General features: G+C 71.8%; 15 protein-coding genes. 8 read left to right on the forward strand and 7 right to left on the reverse strand.

The features are described 5' to 3' along the window. Positions 1 to 62: 62 nt before the first annotated feature. Entirely contained in the window at positions 63 to 818 is a 756-nt protein-coding gene (locus ITJ69_RS17160) for an AraC family transcriptional regulator (protein WP_194673435.1), read from the reverse strand. 76 nt (positions 819 to 894) lie between these two features. Between ITJ69_RS17160 and ITJ69_RS17165 the strand changes: the two genes are divergently transcribed. Next, the gene (locus ITJ69_RS17165; protein WP_123294862.1) at positions 895 to 1713 is read left to right on the forward strand and encodes a sulfite exporter TauE/SafE family protein; all 819 of its coding nucleotides are present in this window, start codon (positions 895 to 897) and stop codon (positions 1711 to 1713) included. A gap of 29 nt (positions 1714 to 1742) precedes the next feature. Then, positions 1743 to 3620, forward strand: coding sequence for a gamma-glutamyltransferase family protein (locus ITJ69_RS17170; RefSeq protein ID WP_416354940.1), 1878 nt, complete (start codon positions 1743 to 1745; stop codon positions 3618 to 3620). Positions 3621 to 3745: 125 nt separating this feature from the next. Here the strand turns inward: ITJ69_RS17170 and ITJ69_RS17175 are convergent, their stop codons facing one another. After that, the gene (locus ITJ69_RS17175) at positions 3746 to 4789 is read right to left on the reverse strand and encodes an NAD(P)-dependent alcohol dehydrogenase (protein WP_194673436.1); all 1044 of its coding nucleotides are present in this window, start codon (positions 4787 to 4789) and stop codon (positions 3746 to 3748) included. Between the two features lie 176 nt (positions 4790 to 4965). Between ITJ69_RS17175 and ITJ69_RS17180 the strand changes: the two genes are divergently transcribed. Together ITJ69_RS17180 and ITJ69_RS17185 are read left to right on the forward strand one after the other, a co-directional pair. Then, positions 4966 to 5406: an OsmC family protein gene (locus ITJ69_RS17180; RefSeq protein WP_111085865.1), complete on the forward strand. Its 441-nt coding sequence runs from the start codon at positions 4966 to 4968 to the stop codon at positions 5404 to 5406. A 113-nt stretch (positions 5407 to 5519) separates the two neighbouring features. Next, positions 5520 to 7049, forward strand: a complete 1530-nt coding sequence (locus ITJ69_RS17185; RefSeq protein WP_194648940.1) for a threonine/serine ThrE exporter family protein — start codon at positions 5520 to 5522, stop codon at positions 7047 to 7049. Between the two features lie 10 nt (positions 7050 to 7059). Here the strand turns inward: ITJ69_RS17185 and ITJ69_RS17190 are convergent, their stop codons facing one another. Continuing rightward, positions 7060 to 7743 carry a TetR/AcrR family transcriptional regulator gene (locus ITJ69_RS17190; RefSeq protein WP_159570694.1) on the reverse strand — a complete coding sequence of 228 codons (684 nt, stop codon included), beginning with the start codon at positions 7741 to 7743 and terminating at the stop codon, positions 7060 to 7062. A gap of 178 nt (positions 7744 to 7921) precedes the next feature. Here ITJ69_RS17190 and ITJ69_RS17195 point away from each other — a divergent pair, with 178 nt between their 5' ends. After that, entirely contained in the window at positions 7922 to 8239 is a 318-nt protein-coding gene (locus ITJ69_RS17195; protein WP_194648941.1) for a hypothetical protein, read from the forward strand. Positions 8240 to 8329: 90 nt separating this feature from the next. Here the strand turns inward: ITJ69_RS17195 and ITJ69_RS17200 are convergent, their stop codons facing one another. Beyond that, complete coding sequence (locus ITJ69_RS17200) at positions 8330 to 9256, reverse strand: SDR family oxidoreductase (RefSeq protein ID WP_194673437.1); 927 nt, start codon at positions 9254 to 9256, stop codon at positions 8330 to 8332. Between the two features lie 198 nt (positions 9257 to 9454). On the opposite strand from ITJ69_RS17200, the gene ITJ69_RS17205 reads away from it, so the two are divergent. Continuing rightward, positions 9455 to 10186: a hypothetical protein gene (locus tag ITJ69_RS17205; RefSeq protein ID WP_194673438.1), complete on the forward strand. Its 732-nt coding sequence runs from the start codon at positions 9455 to 9457 to the stop codon at positions 10184 to 10186. Between the two features lies 1 nt (position 10187). Here the strand turns inward: ITJ69_RS17205 and ITJ69_RS17210 are convergent, their stop codons facing one another. The 3 genes from ITJ69_RS17210 to ITJ69_RS17220 all read right to left on the reverse strand — a co-directional run bounded on the left by ITJ69_RS17210 (position 10188) and on the right by ITJ69_RS17220 (position 13940). Beyond that, positions 10188 to 10970 (reverse strand): endonuclease/exonuclease/phosphatase family protein, encoded by a 783-nt coding sequence (locus tag ITJ69_RS17210; protein ID WP_194673439.1) that lies wholly within the window; start codon positions 10968 to 10970, stop codon positions 10188 to 10190. A gap of 34 nt (positions 10971 to 11004) precedes the next feature. Continuing rightward, positions 11005 to 12498 carry an LCP family protein gene (locus ITJ69_RS17215; RefSeq protein ID WP_159570680.1) on the reverse strand — a complete coding sequence of 498 codons (1494 nt, stop codon included), beginning with the start codon at positions 12496 to 12498 and terminating at the stop codon, positions 11005 to 11007. An 89-nt stretch (positions 12499 to 12587) separates the two neighbouring features. After that, complete coding sequence (locus ITJ69_RS17220; protein ID WP_194673440.1) at positions 12588 to 13940, reverse strand: MFS transporter; 1353 nt, start codon at positions 13938 to 13940, stop codon at positions 12588 to 12590. Positions 13941 to 14048: 108 nt separating this feature from the next. On the opposite strand from ITJ69_RS17220, the gene ITJ69_RS17225 reads away from it, so the two are divergent. Next, positions 14049 to 16295, forward strand: coding sequence for an FAD-dependent oxidoreductase (locus tag ITJ69_RS17225; RefSeq protein ID WP_194673441.1), 2247 nt, complete (start codon positions 14049 to 14051; stop codon positions 16293 to 16295). Positions 16296 to 16324: 29 nt separating this feature from the next. Next, positions 16325 to 17101 carry an IclR family transcriptional regulator gene (locus ITJ69_RS17230; RefSeq protein WP_159570672.1) on the forward strand — a complete coding sequence of 259 codons (777 nt, stop codon included), beginning with the start codon at positions 16325 to 16327 and terminating at the stop codon, positions 17099 to 17101. Positions 17102 to 17256: the final 155 nt, after the last annotated feature.

Genomic DNA, 17256 nt, shown 5'->3' on the forward strand with positions numbered 1-17256 from the left:
AACCAGACGGTTAATTAACCTCGGCGTTCAGTATGCGCTCGCACCCCCGGGAGCACAAGACCTCACCGGAACCGGGACGGCGGGGCCCCGAACGCCTTCGAGAAGGCGGCGGTGAACGCCGCGGGGGTCGCGTAGCCGAGCCGGCCCGCCACCTCCGTCACGGTGCCGCGTCGCAGGGCCGGGAGGCTCGACAACAGTCGTGCACGCACCCGCCAGCTCGCGGGACCCACCCCCGCGGCCGCACGGAAGTGGCGGTCGAGGGTGCGTTCCGAGACGGCCGCCGCGCGCGCCCAGTCGGCGTTCGTCACCTGGACGTCGGGCTCGGCCAGGTACGCCCGACACAGGTCGCGCAGGACACCCCGTGGCGGCAGCGAGACGCTCAGCGGGATCGGTGCGACGCGCTGGAGCTCGTGCAGGGCGAGCCGGACGAGGGTGCCGTCCCGGGCGTCGTCGTCGTACGGCACGTCGAGCGCGTTGGCGGCACGCAGCACCTCGCGCAGCAGGGGCCCGACCTCGACGACGGTGCACCGGGTCGGCCACCAGGGCACGGTGTCCGGCTCGATGTACAGGCTCCAGGTGCTGACGTCGAGCATCCGGACCTCGTGGGGCACCCCGGGCGGGATGAGCACGGCCCGGTCGGTCGGCACGGTCCACGAGCCGTCGTCGGTCTCGACGAGCATCACGCCACTCGCACCGTAGAGCAGCTGCGCCCGTCGGTGCTCGTGCCGGGCGAGCAGGTGGTCCGGCGGGTAGTCGGTGCCGATCGGCAGGACGTCGAACGGCTGGTGGTCGAACTCGGAGACCGGGACGTTGCGCACACGTCGAGGCTAGGTCTCGAAGGAACCTGCCGCACACCCGATCGTCCGCCGTGGTGATCCCCGCTGGGATGGAGGCATGTCGTTCATCGTGCTCGTGGTCATCGGGGTCCTGGTCGGGGTCACCACCGTCCTGTTCGGGTTCGGGGGTGGGTTCGTCACCGTGCCGATCATCACCGTCGCCGACGCAGCCCTCGGTGGCGACGCCGTCCGGGTGGCCACGGCGACCTCGGCCCTCGTGATGCTCGTGAACGCCGCCGTGGCCACCGTCTCGGCCCGGCGCGGCGCACTCGCACCACTCCGGGGCCGTTCGCCGCTGTTCGTCCTGCTCGGGGTCGGCGGCGCGGTCGGGGTGCTCGCCGCACGAGGGGCCCCGGACGCGCTCCTGCGCTGGGGCTTCGTCGCCTACCTCGGGGTCACGGTCGCCGACCTGCTGCTGCGCCCGGGCTTCCTGCGCAGCTCGGCGACGGACCGCGCGGTCGCGACCCGCGGCGGTGGACGCGACCACGGACCGACCCGTACCGGCGTGCCGACCGCCACGGGCCTCCCGATCGGTGCGGTCGCGGCGTTCCTCGGGGTCGGCGGCAGCGTGATGACGGTCCCGATGCTGCGCCGGTCCGGTGCCACCATGACGGCGGCAACCACCCTGGCGAACCCCCTCACGCTGGCGATCACGCTGCCTGCCGCCGCCGTGACCATGCTGCTGCCGGCGGTCGTCCCGCACGCCGCCGGACTCGTCGGCGCCGTCGACGTCCGGGCAGCCGTGGCCCTGCTGGTCGGCGCGATGCCGGTCATCGTGCTGCTCCGACGCCGCCCGCCGCACCTGCCCGAGGTCGCGCACGCCTGGGGCTACGTCGCACTGCTCGTCGCAGCGGGGATCGTCGTGGCCCTGGGCTGAGCGGGGAGCCCCGGGGAGAGGATGGGTGCATGCCGACGCCGAACCCCGCCTTCGTCCCGCCCACCACGCAGACCTCGCGCCCGGACCTGCAGGGCACGTTCGGCATGGCAGCCGCGACGCACTGGATCGCGACCGCCACCGCGCAGTCGGTGCTCGAACGCGGCGGCAACGCCTTCGACGCAGCCGTCGCGGGCGCGTTCGTCCTGCACGTGGTCGAACCGCACCTGAACGGCCCGGGCGGCGACCTGACGGCGGTGTTCGCGACGGAGTCGGACCCGACCCCGGTCGTGCTCGTCGGCCAGGGTCCGGCACCGGCCGGCGCGACACCCGAGCACTACCGCGCCGAGGGCCTCGACCTCGTCCCAGGCTCCGGCGCACTCGCCGCCACCGTCCCGGGTGCCGTCGACGCGTGGCTGCTGCTGCTCCGCGACCACGGCACGTGGGAGCTCGCGGACGTCCTCGCGCCGGCGATCGGCTACGCCCGTGACGGCCACCCGGTCGCAGCCGGGGTGGTCCGGACGATCACCGCCGTGCAGGGACTGTTCCGTGACCACTGGCCCACGTCCGCCACGCAGTGGCTGCCAGGAGGCACGGTGCCGGCCCCCGGGGACCTGGTGCGCAACGAGGCGCTGGCCGCAGTGCTCGACCGGCTCCTCGACGCCGGTGACGGCTCCGGCAGCCGGACCGCCCGCATCGACGCCGCGCGGAGCGAGTGGGCCGGGGGCTTCGTCGCCGAGGCCATCGACCGCTTCGTGCGGGAGCCGCACCGACACGCGTCGGGCAGCGACCACGCCGGGGTCGTCCGGGCGTCGGACCTGGCGGCGTTCCGGGCGTCGTACGAGCCCGCGGCGACGGTGGAGTTCCGCGGCTGCACGATCGCGAAGACCGGGCCGTGGGGCCAGGGTCCGGCGCTCCTGCAGACCCTGCGGCTGCTCGAACCGCTCGACGACCCACTGCTCGACCCGTCGACGTCGGTCGGCGCACACACCATCGTCGAGGCGCAGAAGCTCGCCATGGCGGACCGCGAGGCGTTCTACGGCGACGGCGACGTCCCGCTCGACGTGCTGCTCTCCGACGCGTACACGGAAGAGCGGCGCGCGCTGATCGGCGAGCGGGCCTCGGCCGAGCTGCGTCCGGGCACGATCGCGGGCGTCGAGCGCGCGATGCCGCCGGCCCGGACGGCGTACTCCGCCGGCGACGGCGCTGGTCTCGGCGAACCCACGGTGCAGGTCGCGCGGGACACCGACCGTGCGCCGGTCGCTCCCGTTGCCCCGGTCGAGGACCGCGGCGAGCCGTCCGTGGCCCCGGACGGCGAGACCCGGGGCGACACCTGCCACATCGACGTCGTGGACCGCTGGGGCAACATCGTCAGCGCGACACCGTCCGGCGGCTGGCTGCAGTCGTCGCCGACGATCCCGGAGCTCGGGTTCTGCCTGGGCACCCGGCTGCAGATGACCTGGCTCGAACCGGGCACGGCGTCGACGCTCCGCCCCGGCGAGCGCCCCCGCACGACCCTGACGCCGACCCTGGTGCTCCGTGCCGGCGCACCAGTGGCCGCGGTCGGTTCACCCGGCGGCGACCAGCAGGACCAGTGGCAGCTGCTGTTCCTGCTGCGGTGGATCGTCGGCGGGTACACCCCGCAGCAGGCGATCGACGCCCCGGCGCTGCACACGACGTCGTTCCCGGGGTCGTTCTGGCCGCGCACGTGGGAGCCGGCGGGCCTCGTGGTCGAAGACCGGATCGGCGACGACGTCATCGCGGAACTCGAGGCACGCGGCCACGTCGTCACCCGCGCCGGCGACTGGTCGCTCGGACGGCTGACGTGCGTGACGCGGGACCCGGCGACGGGCGTACTCGGCGCCGCCGCGAACCCACGCGGTGCCCAGGGCTACGCCGCAGGCCGCTGACCCGGGGTCGTTCCTTCCCAGAACACCTGCGCTGGAAAGCGGAATCGGGCGTACCTGGTCAGAACTTCCGACCAGGTACGCCCGATTCGACCAGCTACGCCGCGAGGCGCCCCGGCATCAGAGTGTCAAAGCGTCGGGACGACGACCGCGCGGCCCGACAGCTCGCCGGCCTCGAGCTTCCGATAGGCCTCGAGCGCGTCCGACAGCGCGTACCGCTCGACGTCGGGGACGATCTGCCCGGCGCGGTACATCGCGACGACCTCGTGCAGGTCCTCGATCGTGCCCCAGTAGGTGTTCGTGATCGTCGACTCGTACGGCGTCGCGAAGAAGTTCCACTCGGTGGTACCGCCGGCGATCCCGACGACGGTGAACCGGCCACCGACGGCCATGGACGCCTGAGCGACCTTGATGGTGGGCGTCGCTCCGACGAAGTCGAACGCGGCATCGACCCCGCGGCCGCCGGTGATCTCGCGGATCGCAGCGGCCTGGTCCGGCCCGCCGGGCACCGTGATCGCGCCGCGGGCGGCAGCGCGGTCCATGGCGTCCTGCTTCACGTCGGTCGCGATCACCGTGGCGCCGGTGAGCGCGGTGAGGATCTGCACGGCGATCTGCCCGAGGCCGCCCAGCCCGACGACCAGCGCGTACTTGCCGCCGCCTGCCAGGTTCGGCAGCGCGTTCTTGATCGCGTGGTACGGCGTGAGTGCGGCGTCGCTGAGCGGTGCGGCGGCGATCGGGTCGGCGTCGCCGAGCGGCACGAGGTTGCGAGCGGGAACGCTGACGTACTCCGCCATGCCGCCGTCGCGCCCGAGACCGATGCCCATGTAGGGGTTCGTCGCGGCGTTCTCGCAGTAGGTGTCCTGCCCCTTCGAGCAGTACGAGCAGTGCCCGCAGCCGACCGGCCCGTAGACCAGGTAGGCGTCACCCTCGGTGAACCCGGTCACGCCGTCACCGACGGACTCGACCCAGCCGGAGTTCTCGTGCCCGAGGACGAACGGGGGCTGCTGCGACCCCGGAGCACCGGCGGCGAACTCGCGGTAGACCGCGACGTCCGAGTGGCACGCGCCGGCACCTGCGACCTTGAGGAGCACCTCCCCCGGACCCGGGGTGGGCTTCGGGACCTCCGTCAGGGACGGGAAGGTCTGGTACTGCTCGAACACGACGGCGCGCATGATGGGTCTCCTTTGAACACCATCACGCTACACCTGTTGTTGTGGGCAACACCTGTCGCTCAGAACCGCGAAGCCTGCGTCTTCGCCGTGAGCCGGTTGCGAGAACGTGCGTTCTCCGCTTGACTCGGCTGCGACGGTCCCGCTCGGGTCCGATCCCCCACACGAAAGGAGCGGCCATGCCCACGCGCACCGCACGCACCGCCTGGAACGGCGGCCTCAACGACGGTTCCGGCCAGGTCGAACTCTCCAGCTCGAAGGTCGGCACCTACGACGTCTCGTTCCCGAAGCGCGCCGCTGACGAGGCCGGTGGCAGCACCAGCCCCGAGGAGCTCATCGCCGCCGCACACTCGGCCTGCTACGCCATGCAGTTCTCCGCCGTCCTCGGCGAGGCCGGCGGCACGGTCGAGGCCCTCGACGTCAAGGCCGACGTCTCGCTCGGCCCGGACTCCGCCGGCGGCTTCAAGCTCACCGGCATCGCCCTGACCGTGCACGGCGAGGTCACCGGCATCGACGAGGCGACCTTCCTGAAGGCCGCCGAGGACGCCAAGGCGACCTGCCCGGTCAGCAAGGCGCTCACCGGCGTCGACATCACGCTCGACGCGACGTTCGAGCAGTAGTCGGGTCGCGTCCGAGACGCGACCGACCACCTGACGGGAGGCCCGGTGCCAGCTGGCACCGGGCCTCCCGGCCGCGCTGGGCGCGTCCAGATCGCGACTGGCACCATGGTCGGATGGCCGAGCAGCACTTCCCCGGCGAACCCAAGCCGGGGCGCCCACACCGGCCGCCCCGCCCCCGACGCCGCAGCCTGGCGCAGCACGACCTGCGCGACGCCCGTGCCCGACTGCGCGGCACGATCTACGAGCACGTCGAACCCGACGCCAAGGGGCGCGACCAGTACACCGCCGCCCAGATCGTCGACTTCTGCCTCGACCTGGCCGAGGTGATGCTCGCCTCCGGTGCCGACACCCGCAGCGTCGAGACCGCCGTCGTCGCGGTGTCGACGAAGTGGAACCTGGCCCCGCTCGACCTCGACTTCTCCGGCAGCTCGGTGACGATCCAGTACGCGCCGGCCGACATCCCGCCGCTCGTGAAGGTCCGGACCGTGAGTTCCGACGGCTCCGACCTCGACCGGCTCGCGCGCGCGAACCAGATCGTGGACGACCTGATCCACGACCAACGGGACATGACCTCGGGCGTCAGCGCCCTCGTGGCGGTGCTGCGGATGCCGCCGCGCTGGCCCACGTGGCTCGCCGACGTCGGGCTCTCGATCCTGGGCACCTCGATCGCGATGCAGGCCGGTGGTGGGTGGCGAGCGGGCATCGGCGCCTTCGTGCTGATGTTCGGGATCATCCTGTCCGGGCGCTGGCTGACGGGTCGTGGCTACCCGCAGTTCTTCGTGTCCGGGGCGCAGGGAGCGGTCGCGTCGGTGATCGGCACCCTGGCCATCGGTGCGGGCGTCCTGCACCCGGCGGGCGCCGCCACGATGGTCGCCGCCCTGGTGGTGCTGCTCCTGCCGCACGTCTCGCTCGTGACCTGGGCCCAGGACGCGATCTCCGGCTTCCGTGCGATGGCGGTCGCTCGGGCGTTCTACATCGGCCTGGTCATCGCCGCGATCGTCGTGGGGGTGCCCGCGGGGATCGCGATGACGAAGTGGCTGCACCTCGAGGTCGACCCGTCGGGCATCGTCACCCAGGCGCTGCCGTTGTGGGCGTCACTCTCGCTCACGGTGGTGTCGGCCGGGGCGAACTGCTTCGTGCAGCAGGCCAGCGCACGGGTGATCCCCGTCGCCGTGGTGTTCTCGGTGGCCGCGGGTGCCTCGCTGTGGGGACTGCGGCAGCTCGGCCTGCCGCTGCTCGGCGCGACGTTCCTGGCCGCGGTGCTGCTCGGCGTGCTGTCCACCTACGCAGCCGCGCGGATGCGGACCGCGGTCGCGGCGATCGCGGTGCCGGCGTTCTGTGGAGCACTGCTGCCCGGTGTCGCCGTGTCGAACGCACTGCTGAACTTCATGTCGGGCTCGTCGAGCGCGGCCCTCGACTTCGTGGCTGCGGTCTCCGTGGCGCTCGGGATCGGTGCCGGGCTCGTGCTCGGCGGCCTGTTCGCGACACCGGGCGCGCGCCGGGCACTCCGGCGGACCCGTCGGGTCGTCGTGCACTCGGTCCACAACGACACCACCGCGCTCCGGGTCATCCGCGACACCGGGTACGACCCCGGCGACGGCTCGGTGCCGCGCGGGTCACGGTCTGCGCCGGGCGGGCGCTGACGGTCCGGGCTCAGATGTCCCAGCTGCCGTCGTCGCCGTCGCTCCACGTCGCGTGCCGGCGGGCGGCCTGCGGCTCGTAGCGCTCCATCCAGCCGCGCTCGAGTCGGGCCACCGCACGGTCGAACGCCGGAACCAGGTCGAGGTCCGAGCGGAGCAGGGCCTGGAGCTGCAGGCCCTCGTACAGCGCGATGAGCTGTTCGGCGCCGCGACGGGGCTCCATGGTGTGCGGGGCGCGGCCGACGGCGATGTCGTGCTCGAGGCCACGCTTCACCTGTGCGTAGAAGAGCTGGTAGCGCGACCGCAGGTACGTCGCCATCGGGTGCTCGGGGTTGCCCGCGACGGACAGCAGGGCGACGAGCAGACGCATGAGCGCGGGGTCCTCGGCGTTCGACGCGACGATCGCGCGCAGGAGCTCGACGGTCGAACCATCGCCGACCTCGCGGGTGACCTCGTCCATCCGACCGCCGTTCCAGCGGTCGACGGCTGCGAGCACCAGGCCGTCCCAGGACGGGAAGTGCTGCTGGAGCTCCTCGACGGGGATGCCCATCCGCTCGGCGACGTGCACGGCGCGTGCTTCGTGGAAGGGGACGTCACGGAGCAGGTCGACGGTGGCCCCCACGATCGTGATCCGGAGGTGCAGGGTCGCCGCCGCGGCCGCTGCGGCCTGCGTGTCGGCGCTGGTGTTCTCGAGCATCGTGCCCTCCGTCGTTCCACGGACGTCCTGTCCGAGGTCGCCCCGACCCGGGGCACGTCCATCCAAACGCAGAACGGGGGACAACAGAATCCCCGGTACGGGTGTCAGCACATGAGGGGACACGGACACGGTCACCACGCCCAGCGCGTTCGCACGGATCCGTGTGACGATGCCGGGCATGACCCCGAACGACCCCACCGCACAGGGACTCGCGACGATGGCCTCGGCCGGCTTCGAGTTCGGCGGCGACCCGGATCAGGTCGCGCACGACGTCCGCGCGATGTGGGAGCAACTCGGCCGACCCGCGGGGGCGTTCGACGCCGCCGCCCGGGCCATCGCGGTGCTGCCGCAGCGCCCCGAGGTGCCGATCGTCGACCAGGCACGTCGCCGCGCGTTCGAGCACGCGATCGGCATCAACCCGGTCGAGGTCGAACTCGCGGCAGCACTGTCGGCGCGGGAACTCCTCGAGCGGATGGCGCGCGCCGTCACCTGCTGACGTCACCACGGCCACAGACGGGACCACCCGGACGGCGGGAGGCGCGGTACCCACCGGCACCGCGCCTCCCGTCAGCCCGTCGGCGACGCGCTACGGCGTCGGCATCCCACCGTCGACGTGGAGCGTCTCGCCGACCACGTAGGACGACTCACCGCTCGCCAGGAACACGTACGCCGGCGCCAGTTCGGCCGGCTGCCCCCAGCGGCCCAGGTAGGTCTGCTCGCCCGCGGACGGCAGCGCCTCGGGCGGCTGCCCGCCGGCCGGCTGCAGCGGCGTCCAGATCGGCCCCGGTGCGACGGCGTTGACGCGGATGCCCTTCGGTGCGAGCTGCGCGGCCAGGCCCTTCGCCAGGTTGTTCACGGTGGCCTTCGTGGCTGCGTAGTGCACCAGGTGCGGCGACGGCGCGTAGGCCTGGATCGACGTCGTGTTGATGATCGTGGAGCCCGGCTGCAGGTGCGGCGCGGCGGCCTTCGTGATCCGGAACGTCGCGTAGGCGTTCGTCTTGAACGTCTCGTCGAACTCCTCGTCCGAGATGTCCTCGATCGAGGAGACGTTCTGCTGCTTGCCCGCGTTGTTCACCAGGATGTCGATCCCGCCGAGCTGTGCGACGGTGTCGGCGACGATCTGCTCGCAGACCGCGAGTGAGGTGATGTCGCCGGGCAGCGCGACGGCCTTGCGTCCGGCTGCCTCGATGAGCGCGACGATGCGATCGGCGTCCTCCTGCTCCTCGGGCAGGTACGAGATCGCGACGTCGGCGCCCTCGCGTGCGTAGGCGATGGCGACCGCTGCGCCGATGCCGGAGTCGCCACCGGTGACGAGGGCCTTGCGGCCCGTCAGACGGCCGGAGCCGCGGTAGGTGTCCTCGCCGTGGTCGGCGGGGACGTTCTCCGCCATCTCGGCGTCGGTGCCGGCGCCCTCGAGGTACTGCTCGTCGGGCTTCTTGTCGGCGTACATCTTCGTCGGGTCCTGCATGGCGTACTGGTCGAGCCCTGCCTGGTCGTTCTGCTGGTCCGTCATGCCGCCGACGGTACGCAGGGGCGCACCACGGGCCGTCCAGGAGGCTGTCCCCCGGCGCGCGGAGCGGCCAGCGTCCGCCGGCCGCACCGGTCCAGGGCCGCAGTTGCGTCTTTCTCGTTTGTCACGGTCCGGTGACGGCCAGGACCCGATTCGGTAACACCTGTCGTTCTGGACGGGTCGGGGTCGTACCGTCGAACGGTGACCCCTCGGACCCTGCTGGCGCTCGGCGCTGCCGTGCTCGCCTTCTCGGCCGGTGCGCTGGCGCTTGACGGCACCACCGGGCTCGGAGCGGACACCGCCGTGGCGGCGGAGACGTCGCACGACGCCGCTCCGGTGCACGTGTCGAACGCGAAGCTCCGGCGGGTCGACTCGATCGAGCTCGACGCCGAGTCCCTGGTGCTCCGCAACGGCGGGAAGACCGTCATCGAGTCCTCGATGCGCGACTCCCGGTTGACCGTGAGCCTGCTCGACCGCCTGCTCGGCACCCCGTCGCGCACCCAGACGGCCGAGGGCGACGGCGGCGCGTGCTTCCCGGCCGGCACCACCTACACGTGGGGTGGCGCCATCCGCGTCGCGGCCCTGGCCACCGATGCGCGGGCGGGCAACGCCGTCGAGATCCGGGTGCTGCGCGATCAGGTCCGCAGCCGGCTCGGTGCACGGATCGAGCTGACCGGCCCCGGCGGCGTGCAGGTCGGTGACGACATCGCCGACGAGATCGCGGACGCCACGCGCTCCGAACGCGTGTCCTACGGTTCGGACGACTCCCGCGCGTGGCAGTTGCTGCTGCGCGAGGGCTGGGTCGACCCCACCTCGGACGACGAGCGCACGGACGACCCCGCCGGCACCAACGGCGTCTCGGCCCTGACGAACGAGACCACGGTCACGGTGCTCGGCTCCCCGATGCCCGTGCACGCGCAGCGGAGCTGCTGACTCACACGCGGATCGTCGCGACCACCGGGAAGTGATCACTCGCGAACCACGTCTCCGGCCCGTCGTGGTCGATGACGACCCGGTCGGTGCGGGTGACCCCGCGGGTCAGCACCCAGTCGATGCGCTCCCCGGTGTCCACCGGCGGCAGCCAGTCGTTGAACGTCGCGGTCCGGTCACCGGGGTCACCCGCGAGCACCCAGGTGTCGTCGAACCCGGCGTCGGCGAAGACCCGTGACGCGGTTCCGGCACCGGCCGGCTCGTTGCAGTCCCCGGCGACGATGACCGGACCGGTCTCCCGCGCGAGCCGTTCGACGATGAGCGCCGCACTCTTGCCGCGCACCTCGTCGCCGTGCTCGCCGGGTTCGTGGTCCAGGTGCGTGGTGAGCACCGTGACCGCAGGTCCGTCGGTGTCCAGGAACACGGCGTGGTTCGCGATGCGTGGGAACAGGCTGCCCCACGTGTTCGAGACCGGCTCGTCCGGGGTGTCCGACAGCCAGAACGAGCCCTCGTCCGTCGGTCGGAACCGGTCGCGACGGTAGAACACCGCCGGGTGCTCCCCCGCGGCGCCGCCCTCACGGCCCTGTCCGACGTCCGCGTGGCCCGGCAGCCCGGCGCGCAGGTCGTCGAGCTGGTGCGCGAAGGCCTCCTGCACGCACACCAGGTCCGGGTCGTGCCGACGGATGACGTCGAGGAGCACGGGGAGTCGGACCGGCCAGTCGTGCTCCGGATCCGGGTTCTTGATGTTGTAGGTCATCAGGACGATCGGACGCGCTGCGCTGCTCACCCCTCGAACCTAGCGATCCGGTGCGGCCGCGGCCTCAGTTGATGCAGGTGCCCTCGGTGCCGTAGTTGTGCACGTCGGTCGACTTCGGCGCCGGCTCCTTCGTCGCCTGCTTGCTCGGCTTCGACCCCGAGCCGGTGTCGGCAGGCGTCGAGGCGGGCGCGCTCGGCACGCTGGCGGCCTTCGGGGCCTTGCCGTCGGTACCGAGCACCAGCGTGACGCCGGTCACGGCACCGGTCCGGACCGCGACGGCACCGGGCACGGCCGCCGCGACCGCCTTCGCCTGGGCCTCCTGGCCGGCGGGGTACTGCACCTGCGTGGCCGTGGTGGGGTCCGAGGAACCGGGCGGTGCGACCTGGAACCCGCGGCTCGTCAGGACCTGACCCGCTGCGGCGGCGGCCCCCGTGACACCGCTGCCGTTCAGCACGGTGACCGAGGTGTTCGCGGGCTGCGCGGCCGCGGCCTTCGTGTAGGTGTCCGGTTCGCCGACCAGTCCCTGCACGAAGGCGGGCAGCCCGACGGTGTCGATCTCGACGATCGACAGCGCGGAACCGTTCACGTAGATGGTCGGCGTGCCGAGGGTGGGGATCGTGGCGGACTGGATGTTGGCCGGCCGCAAGTTGCTCATCTGCGAGGCGAGGTCGAGCAGGTTCGTGTCCGTCTGGATCGAACCCCCGACCGCCTTCAGGATGTTGCCCATCTTGACCGGGTTGAGCAGCGTGCCCGCGGACGTGACCTTCCGGGCCTCCTGCGACAGGAAGTACTGCTGTCGGACGTTGCGGTCCAGGTCGCCGTTCGGCAGACCGTGGCGCTGGCGGACGAACGACAGGGCCTGCTTGGCGTCGAGCGTGGACTTGCCGGCCGGCAGGTCGACGCCGGAGTACGGGTCGTTGGTCGCCTGGTTCAGGCAGACCTCGACCGGGCCGAGCTCCTTGACCACCTGGTAGAACCCGAGCAGCGAGACCCGGACGTAGTGGTCGATCTGCAGGCCACTCAGGTTCTCGATGGTCTTGATGAGCATCTTCGCGCCACCGGTGTCGCCGCCACCGTTGAGCGTGCCGTAGTAGAAGGCACTGTTGAGCTTGCCCTTGCCGACGTCCGGGATGTCGACGTACGAGTCGCGGGGGAACGAGATCATCGTCGCCTGTGAGCCGTCGGCGTTGATGTGCAGGACGATCATCGTGTCGGTGTTCGTCGCCCCGCCGTCCGACTCGGTGCTCAGTTCGGCGAGCTGCTCCGGGGTGGCGTTGTCCGGCCGGTGGTCGTCGCCGACCAGCAGGATGTTCTGCGCCTTGCCGTCGACGTCGTTCTTCGTGTCCTTCTTGCCGGTGATCGCGTTGACGATCGTGACGCCGCCGGACAGCTGGTTGTAGGCGTAGGCCGCGTACCCGCCACTCAGCAGGACCGCCATCGTGAGCACGCCCGCGATCGCCGGGAACACCACGCCCGCTCGTCGCTTCTGGCGCCCGTGGCGCGGCGTCACGGCACCGCGGCGCGCGGGTTCCGTCGTCTGCTCGGGTTCGTTGCTCACCGGGAAACCATAACCGGAGCGCGCGCAGGGGACATGGAATCCGCCTGGTAGGTCACCCCACAGCCCCTGCGACACCCCTCACGTGCAGCTCACTCGGCAGCGAGCCCCTGCTTGTGCGTCTCGCGTGCGCGGAGGACCGTCACGCCGGTGATCGCGGCGGCCGCCATCACGTAGAAGGCCGGCGCGAAGGTGTTGCCCGTCGCGCTGATCAGCCACGTGGCGAAGTACGGCGTGATGCCGCCGAAGACCGCGACGCTGATGTTGTAGGCGATGCCCATCGACCCGTAGCGGATGGCGGTCGGGAACAGTTCGGCCATCGCCGCACTCACCGCCCCGTCGAACGCCGCCATGAAAAGGCCGAGCAACACCATCGCGGCTGCGGCAGCCCAGAAGTTGCCGGCGTCCATGAGCATGAGCGTCGGGTACGTCAGCACGAGGAACCCCGCGCACCCGGCGAGCATGACGGGCTTCCGACCGATCTTGTCCGAGAGCAGCCCGAAGAACGGCACGAGCCCGGCGATCACCAGGAACCCGATGACGACGACGCCGTAGGACACGAGTGGCGAGTACCCGAGGTCCACCTGCAGGTACGAGGGCATGAAGGTCTGCAGGATCCAGTGGCCGACCGCCTTGAGGACGACGAACCCGACGCAGAAGAGCAGGGCCTTCCACCCCGTGCGGATCGAGCGTCGCAGGGGGTTCGCGGCCACCTCGCCCTTCGCCTTGAGCGCGCGGAACTCCGGGGTGTCCTCGAGCTTCGTGCGCAGGTACAGCCCGACCAGGCCGAGCGGCACGGCGATCAGGAACAGGACACGCCAGCCCCACGACTCGAGTGCCCCGTCGCCGGCGAGCGCCGTGAACAGGAAGACCAGGCCGCCACCGACGATGAACGCCGCGAAGCCGAAGACGTCGATGAAGCTCGTCACGAAGCCGCGCCGGTTCGACGGGGCGTACTCGGCCAGGAGCGTCGTCGCCCCGGCGCCCTCGCCACCGGCGGCGAAGCCCTGCACCAGCCGCACCACGACGAGCAGGATCGGCGCGAGCATCCCGACACTCTGGTACGTCGGCAGGATGCCCATCACGGCGGTCGCGCCGCTCGTGATCAGGATGACCGTCGCCAGCGTGGTCTTCCGGCCGACCCGGTCACCGAGCGACCCCCAGAACAACCCGCCGAGCGGACGCATCACGAAGCCGGCACCGAACACGGCGAAGGCCGACAGCAGTGCGACCTGCGGGTCGCCCTGCTTGAAGAAGTACAGCGAGATGACGGTCGCCAACGTGCCGTAGAGGCCGAAGTCGAACCACTCGACGAAGTGGCCGACGCCCGCGGCGACGATCACCTTCCGCATGCCCTGGCGGCGTGCGTCGTCGCCCAGGGCCACCTGGACGTCGGGGGCGGTGGCGGCATCGACGCTGGGTTGCGTCCGGGTTCCGTCGCTCATGGGTGGGCCTCACACTTCGTTGTCGAGAATTCGTTGACGATAGCACTCGTCGGGCACACATTGCCACACAGTGGGAAAGACGCGCCACCGAGTGATACCGTTCCGAGCATGCAATCCCGTGAACAGCACCACGACGTCGTGGTCGTCGGCGGCGGTCTCGCCGGTGTCAGCGCGGCCGTCGCCGCCGCCCGCCTCGGCTCGAGCGTCGCCCTCGTCACCAACCGCCCGGTCCTCGGCGGCAACGCCTCGAGCGAGATCCGGGTGTGGGTGGTCGGCGCGACGGCGCACGGCACGCAGAGGTTCGCCCGCGAGACCGGGATCATGGGCGAACTCTTCCTCGAGAACCAGTACCGGAACCCGCAGGGCAACGCGGTCTACTGGGACCAGGTGGTGCTCGACCTGGTCCGGGCCGAGCCGAACGTGCACCTCCACCTCAACACCGACGTCCGGACCGTGCAGACGACGGACGACGCCGTCGGCCCACCGCGCATCACCGTCGTCACGGGCTGGACCATGGGGTCGGAGATCGAGACGACGTTCACGGCGCCGGTGTTCCTCGACTGCACGGGCGACGGCCTCGTCGGAGCCCTCGCCGGCGCCGAGTACCGCATCGGGCGCGAGGGCCGCGACGAACACGGCGAAGCCTGGGCACCCGAGCAGGCGGACGACGAACTGCTGGGCAGCTCGGTCTTCTTCTCGACGCACGACACCGGCCGGTACGACCGGTTCGTCCCGCCGTCGATCGCCGTCGACCTGTCCACGACGCCGATCCTGGCGAACCGGGCGATCCGGACCGGCGACAACGGCTGCAACTACTGGTGGATCGAGTGGGGCGGCGAACTCGACACCGTCGCCGAGAACGAACGCATCCGCGACGAGCTCTGGGGTGTCGTCTACGGCATCTGGGACCACATCAAGAACTCGGGGGCGTTCGACGCGGACACCCTGACGCTCGACTGGGTGGGCGCGATCCCCGGCAAGCGCGAGTACCGCCGGTTCGTCGGCGACCACACCCTGACGCAGCAGGACCTGCTCGAGCAGCGCTCGTTCCCCGACACGGTGGCGTTCGGCGGTTGGTCGATCGACCTGCACCCCGTCGAGGGCGTCTACGCCGAGACCGCCGGCGCCCAGCAGCGGTACACCGACGGCACCTACGACATCCCGTTCCGGTCGCTGTACTCGGCGAACGTGTCGAACCTGCTGTTCGCCGGCCGCGACATCTCCGCGTCGCACGTCGCGTTCGGGTCCACCCGGGTGATGGCCACCTGCGCAGCCCAGGGGCAGGCAGCGGGCACCGCCGCGCACCTGGTCGCCCGGCACGGCACGACACCACGCTCCCTCGGCACCGAGCAGATCGCCCTGCTGCAGCAGACCCTCCTGCGCGAGGACGCACCGGTCATCGGGGTCCGCGCCGACGACCCCGCCGATCTGGCCCGCACAGCCCGGATCACCGCGAGCAGCGAGCTGACCACGATCGACACGACGCCGTTCGCGACCGCCGACCGCTTCGACCTCGATCGCGACGTCGCGGTCCTCCTGCCCGCCGACCCCGCGCTCGGCGAGTTCCGGCTCCGCACCGAGGCGGACGACGACACCGAGCTCACCATCGAGCTCTGGACCACCGGCAAGCCCCAGAACTACGCCCCGATCGACCACGTCAGCACGCACTCCGCACACGTCGCCGCCGGACCGGGCGAAGCGGTCGTCGATCTGGACTTCCACCCGGACGCACCGTGCAACGCGGTCGTCGTGGTCCGTCGGCAGCCCGGCGTCCGCCTGGTCCTGACCGACGGACACCCCTACGGCGTGATGGCCCTGCGCGCCCGCGCCGCCGACGACGAGCAGTTCGACGACCACATCCCCGAGGAGTCCGGACAGCCCGTGACGGACTGGGAGGCGCGCGCCCTGCGCGGACACGCGTTCGCGTTCACCGCAGCCGGCGAGACGGACGCGTGGCGGGCCTCCCGGGTCAGCGACGGCCACCAGCGCCCGTTCGGCGGACCGCACATGTGGTCGTCCGGTGCGGGTGCCGGCGCAGCCGTGCTCGCGCTCGACTGGGCGGAGCCCGTCGACGTCCGCCAGGTGCGCATCGTCTGGAACGACGACGTCGACGCCGACCTCATCAACCTGCACCACCACCGCACCCCCTGGGACGCCGTGCCCACACTCGCCCGCGACTACCGGATCGAGGCGTGCGTCGACGGGACCTGGCGGACGCTCGCCGCGGTCGACGCGAACCGGCACCGCCACCGCATCCACGACGTCGATCCGGTGCGCACGGCGGCCCTGCGGGTCGTCGTGACCGCGACGAACGGATCCCCGTTCGTCACCGCGAGCGCCGTGAAGGTCTCCTGACGCGCGCCGGGACGGGCCAGAATGAGGGGATGGCGACCACCCCTCCGAACCAGAGCATCGAGCGAGCTGCAGCGGTCCTCGGTGCGCTCGGCGCGTCCGACGGCGCGGTGCGAGCCTCCGACATCGCGCGGGCGATCGGGCTGGGGACCTCGACCACCGGGCGGCTCCTGGCGACGCTCGAGTCGCTCGAGTACGTCCGACGCGACCCGGAGACCCAGGCGTACTCGGTCGGTCGGGCCGTGCTCGAGCTCGCCAGCCAGGGGCTCAACCACAACCCGGTGCACCGCGAGAGCCGCTCAGCGGCGCAGGAACTCGCGCACCGGGTCGGGCTGACCGCCAACGTCGGCGTGCAGGACGCCGCGTCGTGCATCTACCTCTGCCACTTCGAGGGCTCGCTCGCGCCGAAGTCGCACACGATGATCGGGATGCGGCAGCCGATGCACGCGTCGGCGCTCGGCAAGGCGCTCATGCTCGACCTGTCGCCGGACGAGCGCCGCTCGCTGCTCGGGGACGACCTGGCCCGGTACACCGACCACACGATCACGACGCACGACGCCCTGACGGCCGACCTCGCCGTCTCGGCGAAGCGCGGCTGGTGCGAGGAGAACCAGGAACTCGCGCTCGGCCGGTTCTGCATCGCGGCACCGATCCGCAACGCCTCGGGGCGGATCGCAGCGGCGCTGTCGATCTCGGGGCGCCTGACGCAGCTGCGCGACCGTGACCTGGACTCCCTCGCCGAGGACCTCATCGAGGTCGCCGACCGCATCAGCGTCGGCCTCGGGATGATCAGCGCCGTCGCGCACTGACGCGGGCGTCGCGGCTCGAGACGCGCCGCCCGCCGGGACGGGATTGCCGCGAAAGCGACAGTCTGCCGCGGACTGTTCGCGGACATCTGTCGCTTTCGCGCCCGAGACGCGCGTGACGGCGGACGGGAGGCCCGTGGCGGCGTCGCCACGGGCCT

This window comes from Curtobacterium sp. VKM Ac-2887 (assembly GCF_015350935.1).
Taxonomy (GTDB): domain Bacteria; phylum Actinomycetota; class Actinomycetes; order Actinomycetales; family Microbacteriaceae; genus Curtobacterium.